This is a genomic window from Paenibacillus sp. 01L418 (assembly GCF_056400045.1).
Window position 1 is genome coordinate 1 of the sequence record NZ_JBFTSN010000083.1, and the last position, 20,497, is coordinate 20,497.

A 20,497-nucleotide genomic window follows, 5' to 3' on the forward strand; every position below is an offset into this window, starting at 1 on the left:
AGGAGGCAATATCGCCGCGAGATATTTGATTTTCCTTATAATAATTCAAATCAACCAACACCTCATTGTTTAAAGCAAATGGATGGGGATGCGTATAACCGAGCTCTGACAGCATGCCATCCGTTTCTACTTTTACCTTCGTCAATGAGGAATCCGAGTTTTGAATCAACTCTATTCTCTTCTCTGTAGCTGTATCCGTAATGGAATGACTACAGCCACCCGTGATCATTATGACGACCGAGAAAACAACAAACATAACCTTCCATCTCGTCCTCATCAAACACCCCCTCCGCTGCCTGCTCTCACTTATCACGATTCCGCTTCCAATGCTCCCGCAGCTCCAGCGTTTTTTTGTTCCATGCCTCTGTCTCTGGAATGATACGGTTAATGTCGGCACCTTGAAATACGATATCATTAATAACATTGATCCAGTTGTACTCCGAAAAACCGGGTATTGTGGCGCCGGGGAGTACGAGGCTGTTATCCTTGGTCATTTTCACGGCTTCGATATTTTTCCCTTGCCACAAGGGAACCTCATCAATATAGGCTGTCAGTTCTGGATCAATAACGGAAGCATTCGCTCCCTTCTCGATTTTCCATTTCTGCGCCTCCATTTCGAATTGAAAACTAATCCATTTATATGCCTCTTCTTTATGCTTAGAGCCGCTCAGCATCGCAAGCGGACCATAAATATGGAAGGAGTATTGGTTGACCTGCCCTCTCGGAAAGGGAAGTATATCCCAGTTAAAATCAGCCTCCTTATGCAGTGTCGGAAGTAGCCAATCTCCGGCAATGTCAAACGCTGTTTTTCCATTTATGAATTGCTTAACCACATCGCCTTGTGATTTGGATTCTGCCCAAGAGAGCATAGACCCATCCTTGGTGACAAATTCAGTCAGCCAGCGCACATCCGCCATCACATCCGGCGTGCTTAGCAAGCTTTGGGTCAATCGATCATTTAAGTAAGCCAAATTAGGCGCATGTCCATCCGCTGCTGCTTTCATCGGCAGCAAGCGCATCACAAAATCACTGTTCGTAGTGAGGCCGTATTCCCCAGCTGCAGGGTCCGTGACACGTTTTGCAATATCACGCAAATCATCAAAGCTCCAATCATTTGAAGGCATATCTATGCCATGCTTGGCCAATAAATCTTTATTTACAATAATCCACATTGGAACATCGACGAACGGCACAGCAAGCCTGCGGCCGTTAAAGGCCATCGTATCAAAGTATCCATCGGGCAGCACCTTGCCTTGGAAGGAAGCATCTTCATCCATGTACGGCTTTAAATTTTCGAGCAGGCCGCTTTGTTCATAACGAAGCAAATCACCAACAACCCAAGTCAGATCAGCTGGTGTGCCTGCCGCCTCCAATGCAATAATTTGATTCATGATTTCGTCATCGCCGCCCACGATTTGAACGGGCTCAATCGTAATCCATGGATATTTGGCATTGAATTTATCGTACAGCTCCTTATACGTCTCTCCTCCCCAGGTCAGAAGCTTAAGCGTAACTGGTGTTTTGCCTGAATATTGCCCTTCTTGACCACTATTTGATCCCTCTGCCGCATTCTCGCCATCCCAGCCTTTAAACGTGCAAGAGGTTAGAACTAGCATAAACATCAGGAGTATACTTATAACAAATGTTTGTTTACGTTTGTTTATCAAGATTATGCCTCCTTTGATACTCACGCTTCACTCATTGCCAATTGAATCGATATTCTGGTCTTCCTTCAAAATGGGATGCCTTAACGTTATCGTTGTTCCCATTTCGGGCCCCGTCTTGATTTCAAGCTTGTAACGATCTCCAAAATAAAGCTTCAAACGATCATTCACATTGCGAAGCCCTACGCCTCTGCGCGTATGTGAGAACTTTTCGCTAGGCTCTTCTTCCGTCTCCAGCAGTTCCAGCACGGACGCTGGAATGCCTTTACCATTATCCACAATATCGATTACGATATCCTCTCCGATTTTTCTGGCTGCGATCATAATTTTCCCTTTATCAAAATCGTCGCGCACGCTATGCTGAATCGCATTTTCAACAAGCGGCTGCAGCAAAAGCCTTAGAAACGGCATATCCAGCGTCTCTGTCTCACAGGAATACAAAATACGAACGACCTTGCCCATTCTTGCTTGTTCAATCGATACATAAGCCTTTACCTGCTCAATCTCGCGGCGCAGCGTCGTAATCTCTTTCCCTTGGTTTAGACTGAGCCGCAGCAGATTTCCAAGTGCCGATACCATCTCGCTGATGTCGCTGCGTCCATGATTTTCCGCCTTCCACCTAATTGATTCCAAGGTGTTGTATAGAAAATGAGGATTAATCTGGTGACTCAGCACTTGAAACTCCAGCGCTTTTTTGTTCCTTTCGGAGCGCGCTGCCTCTTTAATCAATCCATCTATGCGCTGAACAAGATTGCTTACTCCTCTATACAGCCAGCCAACTTCATCCTTGCGAGACGACGAAGGCAGCAAGTAATGAAGATTTTCCGCCTCCAGCCTCCTCATTAAGCGAACCAAATGCGCAATAGGCTGTGTATAGTAAGCTGTGATATAAAAGACGACACTAATACAGCAAATAAGATAACCGATCAAAAAAATAACGAGCATGCGGTTAATTTCATCAATCGTACCCGTCAGCTCATGAAGAGGGGTCAGGCTCACGATGGTCCATGGATGGTTAGCCATCTTCAAATACGTGGCGAGGTAGGTTTCCCCTTCAATCGTAATGGACGTAGAGCCTTCATCACCCGACTTCATATAAGAGATTAAGGCTGTTGACGGAAATTCCTTGCCTGTCCATTCATTAACTGTAGAATCATAATGCACGATGCCTTTCTCATTAATGAGCAGCAGCTTCTGATCCTTTAGCTGATCGGACGGCGAGAAATATCTTCTTAAATAGTCCTCGGATAAGTCGGTCGCAATAATACCTCTTAATTTTTGATCGTACAAGCCCGAGAATCGCTTCACATAGGAGAGCAGCGGTTTTGCGTATTTCCCATGCATGGGCATGGTCAGATACCACGTCGGACTAACCGTCGCTTTCGAGCGCTGAAACCAATACTGGTCACCGATACGCACCGATTCATCAATTGTTCTCATATAGGACGGATAATCTGTTGGCTTGATTGGGTACACCTTGACTCTAAAAGCATCAATCGTAGACGTAGCGTGATACAGCACGGTCAATAAATTGACTGTAAACGCTTCCTCTTCTGCCTTGTTTAATGGTTCCGTTTCCAATAAATCCTGAAGTTCCTTATTTCCGATGACATCGTTAACTTGATCATTTAAGTTGCCCAGATAAATCTCGAAGTTTTTTCTTGCTTGAAGAAGATAGCTCATGGACATTTTCGTATTCGTATTGGAGATGCCCTCGATCGATTTAATATGCGCATAATATGCAAAAAGCAGAAACGGAACGATAATGATCATAAAAAATATGAGAATCATCCGATTGCGAAAGGATGAAGCGAGCCGAAAGGACACTTTGTTCACAAGTATACACCTGCCTTCCACTATGCTAACCCCATTACTGGAGTAGACTTGTCCTCGATAATATACTTCATTGAGTTACTTTTGCAATAAGTAATTTAAGCTTGTTACAGCATTTCGATAGGCATAATTCCACATTCCTGGCAAAGCGATAATAATTCCCCTTAAAGTTTGCATATCCCTCATTGTGAGCAGCTTGCATATTCTTTAGACTAATGGCGTAATACCTAACCTTTCAACGAAAAGAGGAACAACGATGACTGCATCGAAACGGGTGGTACATGTCATTTCGCATACCCATTGGGATCGAGAATGGTATATGCCTTACGAAGCCCATCATGTCAAACTGATTGAGACAATGGACACGCTGCTGGAAACGTTCGAGGCCGATCCTGATTTTCGCAGCTTTTACCTCGATGGTCAAACGATAATTTTAGATGATTATCTACAGGTGTACCCAGAGAAGCAGAGCCAAATCCAAAAGCTGTGTGATGAAGGCAAGCTCTCTTTGGGTCCTTGGTATATTTTGCAGGATGAGTTTCTAACCAGCAGCGAAGCAAACGTAAGAAACTTGCAAATCGGACATCGGGATGCCAAAAAATACGGACCGATTTCGAAGCTTGGTTATTTCCCAGATTCGTTTGGCAATATGGGTCAAGCTGCTCAGCTTTTAAGACAAGCAGGCATCGATACCGCTGTGTTCGGAAGAGGTGTAAAAGCAACTGGCTTCAACAATCGGGTGGAAGATTCCTCCGGCCTTGAATCCCCTTATTCCGAGCTCATCTGGCAGGCACCCGACGGTTCAAGCGTATTAGGCATCCTATTTGCCAATTGGTATAACAACGGCATGGAGATTCCAGTTGATCCCCTTAAAGCAAAGCCTTACTGGGAGCATCGCCTTGCGCGAGCGGAACAATATGCTTCAACCTCGCAGCTGCTGCTTATGAACGGATGCGATCATCAGCCCATTCAGACCAATCTCTCCGAAGCGCTCCGCGTAGCGAGAGAGCTGTTTCCTGCGTACGAGTTCATCCACTCCAACTTTGACGATTATGTAAAGGCGGTTCAAACGCAGCAGCCTCCGAACTTGAGCCTAACGCGCGGAGAGCTGCGCGGCCAGCAAACGGACGGCTGGTATTCGTTAGTGAATACAGCGTCTGCTCGTGTTTACATCAAACAGCTTAATCAACGAAATCAGACGCTGCTGGAGAAAGTGGCCGAGCCGATCTCTGCCATCGCCCATCAGCTCGGCAAGCCTTATCCGCATGGTCTCTTCCAATATGCTTGGAAGACACTGATGCAAAATCATCCGCACGACAGCATTTGCGGCTGCAGTGTCGATGAGGTGTACCAAGAAATGAAAACTCGTTTTGCCAAAAGCATGGAGGTTGGCAAAGCATTAACGACCGAGAGCGTTAAATTTATTAGCGCTAAGGTCAATACAAGTCATTTTGCCAATATCAGTCAGTCAGCTACTCCCTTCATCGTCTTTAACTCAAGCGGCTATGAAGGCTCGTCAGTCCACCAATTCGAGATTGAATGGTCGCACCGTTTCTTCGATCAAAGCGAAGATCCTGTTGCCATTGCTAAGCAGGTTCATGATCGGACGCACGCCGAAGGGTACTTGGTGAACGGCAGCGGTGAACGCATCGACTTTACTGCTCATGATTTAGGCGTTCGCTTCGGCTATGAATTGCCAAATGATAAATTCCGGCAGCCCTATATGGCTCGCGCACTGCGTCTGACCTTCGAGACCGGCATATTGCCTTCGATGGGTTATGAATCTTTTGCTTGGATACCATGTCAAAATGAGATTAAAACTTCCAGCGAGAATCGCCATTCATTAGTGACTAGTGAACGAACATTGGAAAATGCTCGTCTTACATTGACGATAGGGGAAGACGGAAGTTTTACGGTTTATGATAAGAAAAGCCAGCAGCTGTTTTCGGATCTTGGCCATTACGAGAATGTGGGCGATATCGGCAATGAATATATTTTCAAGCAGCCAGTCGGCGACTTGCCCATCACGACTAAGGGAAGCAAAGCCGAAATTCGAGTAGTTGAAGACTCGCCTTACCGGGCATCCATTGAAATCACTCATCGCCTTGCTATCCCTGCGCGGGCAGATGATCTTCTGGCTGAAGAAATCCGCACAATGGTTGAATTCCGGCAGCGGAAGGCTGGCAGATCGACTTCCCTTGTACCGCTAGAAATTGTGACACTAGTTAGCCTAGAACGTGAGGGCAAAGGTGTTCAAGTCCATGCGCGCATTGAAAATCAATCGCAAGATCACAGGCTGCGCGTGCTTCTACCTTCGGATGTTGCTGCATCCACACATTTTGCAGATTCAATCTTCGAGGTCGCTGAGCGTCAAAACGTTCCTGCAAAGGAATGGCAAAATCCGAGCAATGCTCAGCATATGCAGACGTTCATTGACGTGCACGGCGAGCAAAGAGGCTTGACGATTGCAGGCAAAGGCTTAAATGAATATGAAGTGCTTCAAGATGGCAGAAATACGATCGCTGTAACCCTTCTGCGCTCCGTCGGAGAGCTTGGCGATTGGGGTGTATTTCATACGCCTGAAGCGCAGTGCTTAGGTACAAATGAAGCCGAATGGATGATCATTCCTTACGGCAGCGCTGAAGAACGTTTTGCCGCATATCGCGAAGCCTATCGTTTTCCTATACCCGTTACGGCAATCGCAGCTGGTTTGCATGATGGCGAGCTTGCTCCCGCTTGTGATTTCCTCAAATGGAATGGTGACCAGCTCGCTTTCTCCAGCCTGAAGATCAATGAAGAACGTGGCGACAGCATGGCAAGGTGGTACAATTTAGCAGAATCCACGACCAGCTTAGCTATTCATCCAAGCGCTGCTTCTGCGTCCTATGTAAGTGACATTATGGAGAACGATAGCGCTAATAAGATCAAAAACAGCGTTCAGGTCGAAGGCTTCAAAATCGTAACGATTGGTTTAGCCGCAGCTTCAAAATAACCAAATCAAAAAATTAAAAGATAAAATGCAAAGAGGCAGTCTCCCAAGGTTATGCCATTTTCACCTAGGAGTCTGCCTCTTCATGCTTCTTGCGGAGTGCAATTTTTCATATCATTAGTGTGGCACAGCTGGCTCTTCATCCGCAATGCCTCTTTGTCGTCTATATTCCTTCGGCGTGCAGCCAACCTGCTTTTTGAACAGCTTCGAGAAATGTACCGGATCCTTATACCCCACCTGAAATGAGATTTGATACACTTTGTATTTGATGTCGCCTAACATTTCCTTCGCCTTCTCAATCCGTATTTCTGTCAAATATTCCAAAAAGGTTTTCCGTTTCTCCTTCTTAAAAAGCTTGCTCAGCCATACCGGCGTCACATGAACGGCCATTGCAACACTCTGAAGAGTTAAGCTTTCAGCATAATCCCTCTGCAATATTTTCTCCGCTTCATAAACGATCTGGCTCGGCGTATTGGACAGCTTGCGGAAATCTGCTGCGATTGCAAGAAGGAACAGCTCTGTTTGCACACGCAGCGACTGCAATGTATCGTATTGCTCTAATAGCTCCCACACCGCGATCGGATTGCTGCCCAAATTTTTGCTTGGAACACCTGCCGCCGCTGCTCTGCGAAACACCTCGAACAGCCATTCAAATATTTTTTGCTGAATGTCACGCAATTGATTGAGACGCCAGGCTTGTACCATCTCCACAAATCGATCCATCGCTGCTGTAATTTCCTCATCCGTGCCATACTTCACGAGATCGAGCACCTCTTCAGGCTCGCTAAGCGACAAGTCACTCCCATCACCCTCATAAAATAAACCCTGCTCCGTAAATAATCGATTGCCTCCGTATACAGCCTTTTGCTCCAATACGTTTATCGCTTCCGCATACATTTCATGAAGATTTTCAAATGTGCAAGGTGTTGTTCGCATGCCAGCGCTTGCTTTCACCTTAACAAAATCGTTGATTCGCTGTAAGCAAAGCTGCGCCATGCCCCGGCTCAGCTCCGCATGCTCTGGCCGCGAGCAGCTGAAAATGACAATCCATCGATTGCTGCTGTCCATGCAAAGTGCAAAGGGATGAGGATAATCTTCCTCCAGCGTTTGATTGACCACATTGCCGATTCCGAACAATATTAAATCCTTTTCTTTCGTATGGCGATTCTCGATTGCTTTCAGATCATCATCTTCCACAACAACAAGCGTCATATGCTGATTCGCTATCCACTRCAAATTCAATGTCTGCAAGCGATGTCTTCTCCGTGCTTCACGGTAAGGATCATAGTCCTGCTCAATCATTTCTCTGAGCAGCTCCTCGCGCATTTTTGGAATCGCGAACCTCACTTGATTAATAAGCTGCTGCTCGTTATGCTGGTCCATTCTCTTTCTGTGGATATGATCCATCGTTTTTCTAACGATTTGGGTCAGCTCGTCCAAATTGATCGGCTTAAGGATATAGTCCATAACGCCGATTTGTATCGCCTGCTTCACCAGCTCAAAATCATCATACCCGCTTACAACAATCGCTTCCGGTTTATAATTTTCAACGGTAGTCAACGAACGAAGAAATTCCAGCCCCGACATCCGATTCATTTTAATATCTGTGACGATAAGATCCGGTCTCATATCTAGTGCAAGCATTAATGCCGTATCTCCATCATCAGCCACCAGTACCTCATCAATTCCGAATGTTTCCCATGGAAAGCGGTTACGTAAACCTTCGCGGATTTCGAATTCATCGTCCACTATTAAAGCACGCAGCATCCTCTCACCTTCCCCTTCATGCATTTTCAAAGATGTTCAATACGGAATCATTACCTATCTACATACTACCTGACTGTATTTCGGATTACACGGGGGTAATTGCAAACTTTATGGTGTAGTATTAAATAAACGAATGTACCTGCGTACGATCGTCCAAAGACAAGCTCACTTAAAAATAAAAGCAGCTGTCCCAATAGGTCTCAAAAACCTGCTGGAAACAGCTACTTCTCGTGTTATAACAAGTTCAAAATCGGCTCGTATACTCCGTACAGCAGAATATAAAATGCCGCTCCGAGCGCTGAGCCTATATAAGCTCCGTTCAAACGAATACGCTGCAGATCCGTCTCGACCTTGCTCTCGATGAAATGCACCAGCTTTTGCTCTGTGAAGCTATCAAGCGTCTTGCGTACGATGATTCCGATAATTGCATGTTCGGTTTCAATCATCTTCTGCACGAATTTCTGCACGTATTGCTCCAGCCATCCCTTCGTTTCCTCGTTCGCTTTGAACCACTCCCAGTATGACATAATGAACTGATTAATCAGCTCCTTAATATCGGATGGATTGACGGAATGTTTCTGCGGCAAGGCTAGCTGCAGCTTCGGTTCGCTGATCAGCAGCTGTCTAAAGTTGCCGAGCAAAGCTTCAATAGAAGGAAGCAACGAGATCTTCTCAATCACTTCATCTCTCCATTCATCAACAGCAGCCGAAACATCCTCGCGGTGCTGCAAATTGTCGGCAAGCTGCAGCACCATTTCCTCCAGTAAAACACGAAGCTCATGCTCTGGATTTCGCAAATCATTAATGAGCAGCTGCAAATCGTCATACAGCACATTTGTAGCATCGTCGAGATTCAACGCATTCGTTGATTCCGCAATCTCCACTGCCATTTTTTTGAGCCACTTGGAGAAGATACTGCCTTGATTTACAAACTTCTCCTTCTCCTTGCCAAGCAGCTCACGAATGACAACCTTGGTTTGATCTTCCGCTGCGCGTGCCGCTGCAAACTCAACGATCTGGCTAACCCAGCTTTGGAAATTGCCTTTAGCCATCACCCATTTGAGCGCCTTGCCCGCGTAAGGCGACAAGCTGATCTTGCCTAAGCTTTTCCGTGCTTTCTCATCCAAAATGACGGAAAGACCTTTAATGTCCAGCTTGGCAAGTAGACCAGCCACCAGCGTCCAGCCTTGTTCAGCGAGCATGCCGTTTGGTCGGCGATCGATCCATGATATGCCGATCTCTACAAGCGATATTTGCTTTACCTTTTCCTTTAACAAATCTTTGCTGAGCAGCTGCTGCTCGACCATATTCGCGACGCCTTCAATCAGCTTATCGCGATTTCTAGGAATAATCGCTGTATGCGGAATCCACTTCCACCCAAATGGGTGGCGGAACAATACCGTTACAGCAAATAAATCAGCTAATGCGCCAACGAGCCCCGCTTCGGTCGTGTAGAGCAGCATCCGTGCCCACCACTGGTCTGGGAAGACATATAAACAGCAAGCCGCAATGACGAACAAGGCGGCAAGCAATATTAAGCTGCGGTTTGCTTTTTTTCTCATAGCCATTTATGCTCGCCCTCCAATCCAAAACGTCGCTAGATGCAGGACTACGCCGATAAGCGCTCCAATACCGATTCCGTTAATCCGAATGTACTGCAAGTCGCGTCCCGCTTTCTCTTTAACCAGCTCAATAAGCTCTTCTTCTGAGAAGCTGTTCAGCTTGTCAGTTACCATTTTGCCGATAAAAGAATGCTTTTGCTCCACCCATTTCAGCAGCGTCGTCTTCACGTATTGATCCAGTCGAGTAAGCAGCTCTGTATTTCCCACTACATAAGCTATTCCTTCTTCCACTTTATCCTTGATCCAAGGATAGCGCACCTGCTCGCCTTCCGCATTGGAAGCCGCAGCGAGTCGAATGGACTCCAGTCCCCGCTGGATGAACGCATCGAGCTTAAGCTCATCCTTAACAGATGCCAGAAGCGTTGTTTTCCCCGCTTCTATTCGGCTGCGCAATTGTTCATCCGTACGCAGTCTTGCAACAAATTGCGCAATAAAAGCTTTGATTTCCTTGCGCTGTGGGTGGTCTTCAGCATGAAATTTCTGTAGAAAAGATACCAGCCACTCCTGCAATCGTCCGCTAATATTTGCCGCTTCCAGCCCTGCGGAGAAATCAATCAGCTTCCTTCTAAACTTATCGCCTTCGTAGGAACGGATGGCTGAATCGACGATTTGGCCTACAACAGCGCCAAATGGTGCCGATTTCACAATTTTGATAAGCTCCGGAATGATAAACTCGATAATCCGATCATCGTAACCATTTTTGATAGTCCAATCGCCAGCATCGGCAGCAATGTCTGCGACAGGAATCGAATCGGCATGCTCGAGAAGGAAGGTTTGAACGGTTTTGGCCAGTTCCTGCAAATCAATGGTCGTAATTACATCATCCGCCAGCTGCTGCAAAATGTCATTCACACCCTGTTCGCCGCCGTGCTGCTTCAAATATGTGACTAAAACGTCTGCAATATTGTATTCGTCAAGCCTCTCCCTAATATTCGGGATGGTTAACAATTCATTTTGAACCATTTGGACAAGCTCGCCAATCAAGCGCTCACGATTCCGAGAAATGATGTTGGTTCCCATCCAGACCGGCCACTTTATTTGCAAAGGATTTCCAAACAATGCGCTAACCGCAAAGGAATCCGCCAGTCCGCCGATCGTTGCAGCGCTAAATAAGGAAAATAACAGGCCTCCAATAAATGTTTCATGAAAGGGAAAAGCCGCCAATATTCCGATCGCTGAGAAAAGAAGCGCTAAATCCGCTTTTTTCTTAATACTGAATTTGTTCATACACAAGCTCCATTCCTGATGATCGTTCCACATTAATTATCCCATATGTATGGGGTGTGAAACAATGGAGTTTCTATAATCTGAGAATTGATCTTTATAAGGATTAAGCCCTGCTGCTTTTAGGGCTTTTTTTGGGCTTCCGCGGCACTAATGAATCGCTCTTAGAAACTTGCCAAATGCCTAAGCAAACAAACGCTCCCCCTACGAGATGAGACCACGAGAAAGGTTCGTTTAAAATGCCGTAGGATAGAAGCACAGTGCTAAGCGGAATGCAGCTTGTGTAGACAGCGGCTGTTCCCGCACTCACTTTGGAAACACCGCGAAACCATAATATATAAGCCAAGGCGGTAACGAAAATACCGTAATAAAACAACATGCCGATATCGCCAACAGTTAGACTGCTGAAATCGTATTGTTTAGCCTCAACAAGCGCTATTGGCAAAAACATGATGAATGAAAACAAGGTGACATAGGTTGTCCCAAGCAGTGAAGAGACATTGCTTGCGGTCATTTTGCGCAGGATCGTAAGCATCGATTCCCCAACAACTGCGCCTAAAATGAGTAAAAGTCCAATATACGAAGCTTGTGACGGAGGTGCAGAGGAAGGAATCAGCCATCCTGGCACCTGAATGCTAACAACACCCAGTATGGAGCAAATGATGCCTATTTTAATCGGATTCGTTAATTTTTCTTTTAAAATCATATACGAAAGGAAAGCAACGACCGCCGGCGTTAAGCTCGTCACAATACCCGCTTCCGTTGCGAGCGCGGTCCGCAGGCCATACAGCATGAATACGCGGAATAAAAACATCCCGAGAAACGCTTGCAGCAGTAAAAATAAAAAATCCTTTCTCCCGACTCGGAGCGAGGATTTGCCGCTTAGCATCAAAATCGGAATTAACAACAATAAAGCAATGACTAGGCTAATCGCCTGTGACAAAAAAACCGGCATCTGCATCGTCGTTATTTTGCCGGCTACTATGGAGCTTCCGATGAGAATAGCGGCAATGGTCAGCTCAAAATACGCAATAATACGAGAATGATTCACATTCAGCAACCCCTCTACTTTTGTTTCATGTATACTGTAGCAAAGGGTCGTTAACTGGTTGTAGTGCCATTAAACAGGCATTTTCATAGTACCACTTCAAAAGGAGTTTGGATATTTTGTGGCTGTCCATTGATAGACAAGCGAATTTGCCTATGTTTCGCCAGATTTTCAACTCACTCCAAGCTGCTATTCTCTCGGGTGAGCTGCCTGCTGGCTACAAGCTTCCATCTACTAGAGAGCTTGCCTCGCAGCTTCATGTCTCGCGCAACGTGATTTTGGAAGCCTATGAGCTTTTATTAGCTGAAGGATACATAACAGGCCGCTCTGGTGCAGGAACTTATGTAGCTCAAGGAGCCTGCTTGCTTGGCTTTACGAAGGCGTCACCGTTACCATTACCCGCTTCATTAGCAGAATCGACGAACACATCAGAGCTCGATTTCATCTCGTTTCGTACGGGCCTGYCCGCACTGAATCTTTTTCCGATGAAAAAATGGGGCTCTATTTTGCAAAGTGTATGCATGGATTCCTCTATTGCTGAATTAGGTTATGGCGATCCGTCCGGTGATTTAGAATTGCGTCGTCTGCTATCCAAACAGCTGTGGATTTCAAGAGGAGTTGTCAGCAATCCCGAACAAATTATAATTACAAACGGTGCGGTACAGGCGCTTCAGCTGATCGTTAAGCTGCTGCTGAGAGACGGGGAAGATGTTTTAGTCGAAGATCCGTCCAATGTAGATTTAAAGACGATATTAACTTCTACAGGAGCCGAGCTACATGGCGTTCCCGTTGACGATTCCGGCCTTTTAACCCACAAGCTTCCCGTAAACCTTCGGCCAAAATGCATCTATGTCACACCCTCTCATCAATTCCCGCTTGGCGGCATTTTACCGATACAAAGGCGGATTGAATTAGTTGAATACGCCCGCCAAAGCGGCAGCTATATCCTCGAAGATGATTATGACAGCGAATTCCGGTATGACGGCGCTCCTATCCATTCACTCCAAAGCTTATGTCCTAAACAGGTTGTCTATATTGGAACCTTCAGCAAAGTCATGTTCCCTTCGCTGCGAATCGGCTATATGATAGTCCCTGAACCGCTAGTGGAGCCCTGCCGTCAGCTTAAGCGGCTGTCTGACTATCAAACGCCTATGATTGAGCAGCTTGCTTTGATTCGTTTCATGAACAGCGGATCGCTTAATGCTCATATTTTAAAAATGAAAAAGTTGTACAAAAAGAGACGCCAGCTCCTGCTTGATGCTTTACATGAGCAAATTACCCTGCCTTACCAGATATGTGGACGAGCGGCTGGTTTGCATCTGGTCGCTCAGTTTGAAGCGCAGCTGCCGGAGGATTTAATGAACCGGCTGGAAGCAGCGTCTGTATTTGCGGCCTTGCTGCCGAATAACCGGATGCTGCTTGGATACGGGCATTTGGATGATCAGCAAATTTATGAGGGCGTCCGTCGCATTGGCAAAGCCCTCAAGAATTGAATGTCTCCAGCCGAGAAAAGCCGGCAAACCAAAGAAACCAGCTGCACCCGATTATCAGGTACAGCTGGTTTCTTTGGGCTAACCCTCTACTTCGGAGAAAGCACGTATTCGCTTCCGGCGCTCACCGTCCATGATACAAGCCCATCCTTGCTGAATACGTCTTTCACCTCATGGCCATCTTTCCTTACGATGAGCGGAATGCTGCTTTGCACGACACAGCTATTAGCTGCGGTAGCACGTATGCGAGCCTCAACAAGCAAGCCATTTGACCAGCGGATGTCCACCTCGAAGCCGCCTCTTGCACGGAGACCTGTCACTTCTCCATGAGGCCATGCTTCCGGCAAAGCAGGCAACACATGCAGGCTGCCCGCATGGCATTGAAGCAGCATTTCCGTTATGCCTGCAGCGCCTCCGAAGTTGCCATCGATTTGGAACGGAGGATGATTATCAAACAGATTTGGCAGCGTGGAATGACCTAGCAGATCTTGCACATTCGCATACGCCTTCTCCCCATCCTCAAGCCTTGCCCAGAAATTAATAATCCAAGCTCTGCTCCAGCCTGTATGGCCGCCGCCGCTTTCAAGCCTTCGATCTAACGTGACTCTTGCAGCAACTGCCCATTCAGGTGTCCCTCTAACCGTAAAGCGCTTGCCTGGATGCAGTGCGAACAAATGCGAGATATGACGATGTCCCGGCTCCGCTTCCTCGTAATCCTCCATCCATTCTTGAATTTGCCCGTGCTTGCCAATTGCGGGCTCCGGCAAACGGGCTCTCATATTGTGCCAAAGTTCCTGCTCCGATGAGTCGATGTCAAGCTTCTTTGCCGCTTCTGCGCAAGCCGTAAACAATTCATATAAAATTTGACTATCCATCGATGCACCAATGCATAACGTACCGGATTGTCCATTTGGCAATAAATAGGTATTCTCAGGAGATACGGAAGGATTCAATACGAGCAGGCCATCCTCTGTTTCCGTCAAGAAATCCACAAAAAATTGTGCCGACTCCTTCAAGGTTGGATATATTTGCTCAAGAAAAGCATCATTAAGGCCATACTCATAATGCTCCCACATATGTAGGCAAAGCCAAGCCGCACCAAGCGTCCAATACGAGGCTGGCAAATAAATGTCCTGTGGAGCGGTATCGCCCCAAATATCGGTATTATGATGAGCGACAAAACCTCCACAATCGTACATTGCTCTTGCGGTTATTCTGCCAGGTTCACGCATCCGCTCGATGAGATCAAATAATGGCTCATGGCATTCTGCTAGATTGCCCGCTTCTGCCGGCCAATAATTCATTTGCGTATTAATATTAATCGTATATTTGCTGTCCCATGGCGGCAGCATCTTCTCATTCCAGATGCCTTGCAAATTGGCAGGAAGCGAGCCCGGACGACTGCTTGAAATGAGCAAATAGCGGCCAAACTGATAATATAAGGCCATTAATCCTGCATCGGCGCTGCCTTCTTGAACTAGCTTTAAGCGCTCATTTGTAGGTACATCGGCAGCATTCGAATGAGCAGCATCCGTTAAGCGAAGCTGTACCCGCTTTGACAATGAAGTGAAATCTTGAATATGGCGCGATTTCAACTCATCATAGCTTATTAAGCCAGCACGGACTCCTGCATGGACAGCGTATGACTCCGGGTCAGCATGACGGAAAGAAGTTGCTGCGGTTAATAGAAGCGTTACGCTATTGGCGCCTTCCACGATGAGATGCTCGCCAATAATTGATACTGAACCGCCATCCGCAACCGCGCGCAAAGAAGTTCGGAAATCAGATCCGCCTGAACCGCCGCACATGCCACGCATCACAATCGTATTCTCGTCTGCTTTCACCAGCTCGTCATAGTAGCGATTGCTGCCGCGCAGTAATCGAGCTTTAAAGCTGATGCTACCCGGTTTGTCTGCTGAGAATCTTGTAACTAGCGCTTCATCTGGGAAACTAGCAAATGTCTCACGATCAAAACGCACATCTCCTTTAGTAAAAGTTACACTTGCAATACCGTTGGTGATATCGAGAGCTCGGACATATTCTCGTACTTCTTCTTTCGAATCATATCTTAAGTTTAGCTCTAAATCTCCAAGCGGCATATAGTGCCTCTGCGTCTCGGGAACGCCCGATAAAGCCATCGCAGATAAATCATGCGCTTCATGCAGTCTTCCCTCTCGCAGCAGCTCACGAATTTTCGGCAAATGCGGCAGTGCATCTGGATTGTTGCGATCACGCGGTCCGCCATACCATACGCTGTCTTCGTTCAGAGCAATCCGCTCACGGCTTATGCCACCAAATACCATGCCTCCGAGCTTCCCATTGCCAACAGGCAGCGCTTCCTCCCAATTGGAGGCAGGCTCCTTATACCATAAGCGCGTTTCTTCAACCAGCGTCATCTTCCAATCCCCTTTTCATTCATTCATCTTTTATTTAAGAGAACAATCCATTACTATATTAATAATTCTACAAAAAACATTGGATGGCGGTGCCGCAGGTGGATAGAACAAGTGAACAACATGCGTTATCTGAGCTGCTGCAGTCGCTGCAGCTAAAATTGCTTATGGCGCATAAAACGCAAGTCTCTCTAAATTGGGGAGAAACCGACTCTGTTCCTGAATACAATAAGCTTTATTTTATTTGCGAGGGGGAAGGCTGGATTCGCATCGGCAACGACGACTATTATCCTAAACCCGGCCAGCTGTTTCTCACTCCTGCGCATACAAAGATATCGTTCTCCTCTTTAAATCATCGCCCATACTTAAAGTATTGGTGCCATTTCAATATCATGGCAGGTCCACTTGATCTTTTTCAGTGGATTGGAGTTCCTCTCTGCATCAATATTAAAAATACGAGCAGCATGACGCGCTTGTTCCATGATCTCATCGAATGGCATAAACAAGATTCAATCGTTGCTAGGCTCCGCGAAAAAGCTGTATTGCTAGAAATCATAAGCTGTTTTCTCGAATCCGTTCCGATTCGCGTACTGCAGCACCGAACCGAGGAGATGAACCGTTTGAACGTCATACAGCAATATGTAGACAGTCGTCTTCATACGAGCATCAGCGTCGATCAAATGGCCGAATCTGTTCATCTTCATCCCAACTATTTCAGTTCCTATTTCAAAAAACATTTCGGAATGCCTCCGCTTAAATACGTCAGCCGCAAACGAATAGATCGCGCCAAACAGCTCTTAACGACAACTTCTCGCAGTATTAAGGAGGTTGCCGATCAATCTGGTTTTAAAGAAACGAATCATTTCACGAAATTTTTCCGTAAAGAAACAAATCTAACCCCAACCGATTATCGAACAGCCTATTCGGAGAAGCGATCGCTTCAAGGCGATAATTCAATTATAAAAGCGCATTCATAATGTGACGATGTAAGAAACTAAGGTATAAGGGTATAATTCTAAGGGTCTGCCTTCTAATGGCAACAAAAAATAGGACAAGCAGCTGTAGCAGCCTGCTTTGTCCTATTTTTTTGCTGCTTAATGATGATAAGAAGAGATCATTGTCCAATCGGCATCCGTTAATTGATTGATTTGCCATACCGCAACACCGCGCAAGCCAAATGCTTTCGCTAAACGTAGTTTGGCCTCGATGCTCTGCGTGTTCTCATACCAAAGCAGATGCGAGCCTCTATCATCCTTAAACGTAATTTGATTCAAAAAGTACGGCAGTTGCATGACGGATTTCGTATCTGCAGCTGTTAAGCGACTTTCTACAGCCGCGATGGCTGGCGAACGGAAAAACTCTACAGTACCGTCTGCCTTTGTTGTCCATTGGTTAGCCTGCTTAGAAATGCCTAGCTTCAGTTTATCTGCTGGAATATACGAGAGTATATTTCGTACGGAATCACCAACAAGCGTAAGCGGCGCAGACGGCAACCCACTTTCCTCATGCGTAAATTCATAGGCCATCAATATAACTTCATCAGCCAGTTCGCCAATTTGTTTGTAATCATAACCTGCATAATAATAAGAAGGCGGTACAACTACCGTAAGTGATATTTCACTGCTTAGTTGAGCCTTAATTGCGCGAATCAGTTCAACGAAAGGCTGCTTATACTCAGCAGGTACCATGCCTTCAAAATCAATCGCCACTCGCTCAAAACCATATAATGGATTAGCGGCTGCCTCGGCTACAGAACTAGCAAATGCTTTGCGAGCTTCAGCATCGATTATAAAATCACCAAGTTTCTGAAGCGTTGTATTTCCAAAGATCATTAGCGTCTTCGTAGAACCACTCGTTTCTGCCGCTGTTAGAGTCTGCTTCCAATCGCTTGGCGGAGACATAAGAACGGATGCTTTGCCCGCTCCCTGATAGTCAAGCTTAGCCCAGTCAAAGATAACCTCATCTGCGGCAGCGAATCTATCCAGTTTCTTGTAAGGTCCACCTGCTGCAAAAAAAGCTGATACCTCTAGCTGGTGGCTTTCGCTTTGGAAGTCGATCATCCGATCAACAATAGCGGCTGCTTCGCGTCGTGATAACGACTTTTTTGGAAGAAACAAGCCTTTATTATCTCCTTGCATAATGGAATCCGCGTATGTACGCAGCACGTATGGTGCAAGGTTTTTATCCACTTGATTCATATCGGCAAATGCCGCTTTCTCGCTAGCTTCTTGCCAGCCTGTATCTAACCATTGCTGCTTCTCTTCTGCCGTTTTTCCTTGGAGCAGTGCAAAAGCCGTTAAAGCTGCTACTTCCTCACGCTTAATATTTTGGCTCGGATTAAATTTCCCATTTACGATGAGCAAATCCAACCAACCAGCGTCATATGCGGGTTTAATAGAGGCATAAGACCAACGATCCTTGGCTACGTCAGAGAGTCCAGCAGACTTCTCTTTATCTATCACCGGTTTAACGGATTGTACTAGCAACTTTACGAATGCTTCTCTCGTAAGTTCGGCGCTTGGACGAAAGGTTCCATCCTCATATCCAGAAACAACTCCAAGTGCGACTAAACGATAAATAGATTCGGCTGCCCAATCCTTCACAGTTACATCTCGATAAGGCTTTAATTGCGCATCATACGCAAACGCCTGCATGGCGTTTCCCAGCATAAACATCAGCAGGATTCCAATAATAACGGTTGTTTTCCCTTTGAACCTCACTACATCCTCTCCTTTATGAGCATAGCTATCACTCTATCGATTATTCGATAGAATCATATCCTATATTCCATAAAAAGTCTAATAGACCCAACTTTTGGGCGGCGAAATAACACTATCATTAGCCCTTTTTTCTTAAAATAGTTTTTAGTCTAGTTAAAAATGGTTATTAGTCCAACCTTTAAAAATGGTATAAACGTAAACTAAATGATCTAGGGAGGTGTCTTTAGTGAGCTGCTTGAATAGAAAAAAGCGCTGCAAAAACATACGTGTAGTAGTATGCAAATCCAGAAGAAGAAAAAAACGCTGTAATAGAGTTGTTAAAAAGATTGTGAAGGTAACATGTCCTCCTCCTCAAGTGAATGTAACTGCTCCGGCAGGACCAACAGGACCTCAAGGACCCCAAGGTATTCCTGGTTCAGTAGGAGCAACTGGTGCGACTGGCACTAATGGCGCAACTGGTATTACAGGCGCAACTGGTGCGACTGGTACTAATGGGGCACCTGGAGCTGCTGGCGCAACTGGTACGACTGGTACTAATGGGGCACCTGGAGCTGCTGGCGCAACTGGTGCGACTGGTACTAATGGGGCAACTGGAGCTACAGGCGCAACTGGTGGAGCCGGAGGAGTATTAAGCTTCGCCGATTTTTTTGCATTGATGCCGCCTGATAATGCAGCAACAGTTGCTGTCGGTGCAGATGTAAGTTTCCCGCAAAATGGACCTACTAGCGGAACTAACATTACCCGTACTGGTGCTACTACGTTTAACTTAGCTGTAATTGGAACGTATCAGATTTTGTTTCAAGTAAGTGTGACCGAACCGGGGCAGCTCATTTTAACTGTTAATGGCGCCGATCTAGCTTATACAGTGGTTGCCCGAGCAACAGGTACTTCTCAAATTGTAGGAATGGCTCTTGTACAAACGACTGTCATTAATTCAATACTCACCGTGCGAAACCCTGCGGGCAATTCCACGGCACTTACGATCACACCGCTCGCTGGAGGAACAAGATCTGTTTCAGCTCATCTTGTTATTACGCAAATCGCATAAGGAAATAGAATGGATCTCATAGCAACATCCGAAAATATAAAAAGGCGACTTTACATTCACTACGGAATGAAAGCCGCCTTTTTGATTTTAAATTCACTTCACAACATTAATCGCTGTTAATCTGTGACCTCCACTTAAGAGAAGTCCTTTCATCTATAGCAAGGAAGCGAATTGCTTAATGGCTTCCATTCGGCCCTTGGTTTTCCGTTTGAGCGCCGCCTTTGCCTTGATTCTCGGATGGAGCTTTGTTGCTTTGATTATTAGAGTTGCCTCCACCGATACCTTGGTTATTGCCTTGACCTCCGCCAATACCGCCGCCTTTGCCACGGTTTTCTCCTTGGCCTCCGCCAATGCCGCCGCTTTTGCCACGGTTTTCTCCTTGGCCTCCGCCAAACCCGCCGCCTTTGCCACGGTTTTCTCCTTGGCCTCCGCCAAACCCGCCGCCTTTGCCACGGTTTTCTCCTTGGCCTCCGCCAATGCCGCCGCCTTTGCCACGGTTTTCTCCTTGGCCTCCGCCAAATCCGCCGCCTTTGCCTTGGTTCTCACCATAACCTCTGCCAGCTCCGCCGCCTGCACCGCCACCAGCTCCGCCGCCTGCGCCACCACCAGCTCCGCCACCTGCGCCGCCACCAGCTCCGCCGCCTGCRCCGCCACCAGCTCCGCCGCCTGCACCGTCACCAGCTCCGCCGCCTGCGCCAC

At 46.5% G+C, this 20,497-nt stretch carries 13 protein-coding genes and 1 pseudogene; 4 read left to right on the forward strand and 10 right to left on the reverse strand.

Annotated features, from left to right (window positions below; all coding sequences use genetic code 11):
- From AC1DSE_RS13160 to AC1DSE_RS13170, 3 genes are all read right to left on the reverse strand, one after another.
- The coding region (locus AC1DSE_RS13160; RefSeq protein WP_477527765.1) for a hypothetical protein at positions 1-277 on the reverse strand (277 nt) is incomplete at its 3' end.
- 25 nt (positions 278-302) lie between these two features.
- Positions 303-1,667 (reverse strand): ABC transporter substrate-binding protein, encoded by a 1,365-nt coding sequence (locus AC1DSE_RS13165; protein WP_477527766.1) that lies wholly within the window; start codon positions 1,665-1,667, stop codon positions 303-305.
- 27 nt (positions 1,668-1,694) lie between these two features.
- Positions 1,695-3,500 (reverse strand): cache domain-containing sensor histidine kinase, encoded by a 1,806-nt coding sequence (locus AC1DSE_RS13170; RefSeq protein ID WP_441876105.1) that lies wholly within the window; start codon positions 3,498-3,500, stop codon positions 1,695-1,697.
- Between the two features lie 253 nt (positions 3,501-3,753).
- On the opposite strand from AC1DSE_RS13170, the gene AC1DSE_RS13175 reads away from it, so the two are divergent.
- Positions 3,754-6,489 (forward strand): alpha-mannosidase, encoded by a 2,736-nt coding sequence (locus tag AC1DSE_RS13175; RefSeq protein ID WP_477509283.1) that lies wholly within the window; start codon positions 3,754-3,756, stop codon positions 6,487-6,489.
- Between the two features lie 114 nt (positions 6,490-6,603).
- On the opposite strand, the gene AC1DSE_RS13180 is transcribed toward AC1DSE_RS13175, so the two are convergent.
- The 4 genes from AC1DSE_RS13180 to AC1DSE_RS13195 form a co-directional block, all read right to left on the reverse strand.
- A complete protein-coding gene (locus AC1DSE_RS13180) occupies positions 6,604-8,253 on the reverse strand; it encodes a response regulator (protein ID WP_477527767.1) in 1,650 nt (549 codons plus the stop codon).
- 233 nt (positions 8,254-8,486) lie between these two features.
- A complete protein-coding gene (locus AC1DSE_RS13185) occupies positions 8,487-9,821 on the reverse strand; it encodes a DUF445 domain-containing protein (protein ID WP_477509285.1) in 1,335 nt (444 codons plus the stop codon).
- Positions 9,822-11,102, reverse strand: a complete 1,281-nt coding sequence (locus tag AC1DSE_RS13190; RefSeq protein WP_441911228.1) for a DUF445 domain-containing protein — start codon at positions 11,100-11,102, stop codon at positions 9,822-9,824.
- A 103-nt stretch (positions 11,103-11,205) separates the two neighbouring features.
- A complete protein-coding gene (locus tag AC1DSE_RS13195; protein WP_477509286.1) occupies positions 11,206-12,150 on the reverse strand; it encodes a DMT family transporter in 945 nt (314 codons plus the stop codon).
- Between the two features lie 116 nt (positions 12,151-12,266).
- Between AC1DSE_RS13195 and pdxR the strand changes: the two genes are divergently transcribed.
- The gene (gene pdxR, locus AC1DSE_RS13200) at positions 12,267-13,640 is read left to right on the forward strand and encodes a MocR-like pyridoxine biosynthesis transcription factor PdxR (RefSeq protein ID WP_477527768.1); all 1,374 of its coding nucleotides are present in this window, start codon (positions 12,267-12,269) and stop codon (positions 13,638-13,640) included.
- 86 nt (positions 13,641-13,726) lie between these two features.
- On the opposite strand, the gene AC1DSE_RS13205 is transcribed toward pdxR, so the two are convergent.
- Positions 13,727-16,033 carry a glycoside hydrolase family 95 protein gene (locus AC1DSE_RS13205; protein ID WP_477509288.1) on the reverse strand — a complete coding sequence of 769 codons (2,307 nt, stop codon included), beginning with the start codon at positions 16,031-16,033 and terminating at the stop codon, positions 13,727-13,729.
- Positions 16,034-16,131: 98 nt separating this feature from the next.
- Between AC1DSE_RS13205 and AC1DSE_RS13210 the strand changes: the two genes are divergently transcribed.
- Positions 16,132-17,007, forward strand: coding sequence for a helix-turn-helix domain-containing protein (locus AC1DSE_RS13210; RefSeq protein WP_477509289.1), 876 nt, complete (start codon positions 16,132-16,134; stop codon positions 17,005-17,007).
- Between the two features lie 117 nt (positions 17,008-17,124).
- Here the strand turns inward: AC1DSE_RS13210 and AC1DSE_RS13215 are convergent, their stop codons facing one another.
- Positions 17,125-18,750 (reverse strand): S-layer homology domain-containing protein, encoded by a 1,626-nt coding sequence (locus AC1DSE_RS13215; RefSeq protein ID WP_477509290.1) that lies wholly within the window; start codon positions 18,748-18,750, stop codon positions 17,125-17,127.
- 328 nt (positions 18,751-19,078) lie between these two features.
- On the opposite strand from AC1DSE_RS13215, the gene AC1DSE_RS13220 reads away from it, so the two are divergent.
- The gene (locus tag AC1DSE_RS13220) at positions 19,079-19,798 is read left to right on the forward strand and encodes a collagen-like protein (RefSeq protein ID WP_477509291.1); all 720 of its coding nucleotides are present in this window, start codon (positions 19,079-19,081) and stop codon (positions 19,796-19,798) included.
- A 175-nt stretch (positions 19,799-19,973) separates the two neighbouring features.
- Here the strand turns inward: AC1DSE_RS13220 and AC1DSE_RS13225 are convergent.
- Positions 19,974-20,497: pseudogene (locus AC1DSE_RS13225) on the reverse strand (hypothetical protein); the annotation flags it as partial.

Coding starts and splice junctions, on each gene's coding strand:
- AC1DSE_RS13175 (WP_477509283.1), top strand. CDS start 3,754: ATGACTGCATCGAAACGGGTGGTACATGTCATTTCGCATACCCATTGG.
- AC1DSE_RS13185 (WP_477509285.1), bottom strand. CDS start 9,821: ATGGCTATGAGAAAAAAAGCAAACCGCAGCTTAATATTGCTTGCCGCC.
- AC1DSE_RS13190 (WP_441911228.1), bottom strand. CDS start 11,102: ATGAACAAATTCAGTATTAAGAAAAAAGCGGATTTAGCGCTTCTTTTC.
- AC1DSE_RS13205 (WP_477509288.1), bottom strand. CDS start 16,033: ATGACGCTGGTTGAAGAAACGCGCTTATGGTATAAGGAGCCTGCCTCC.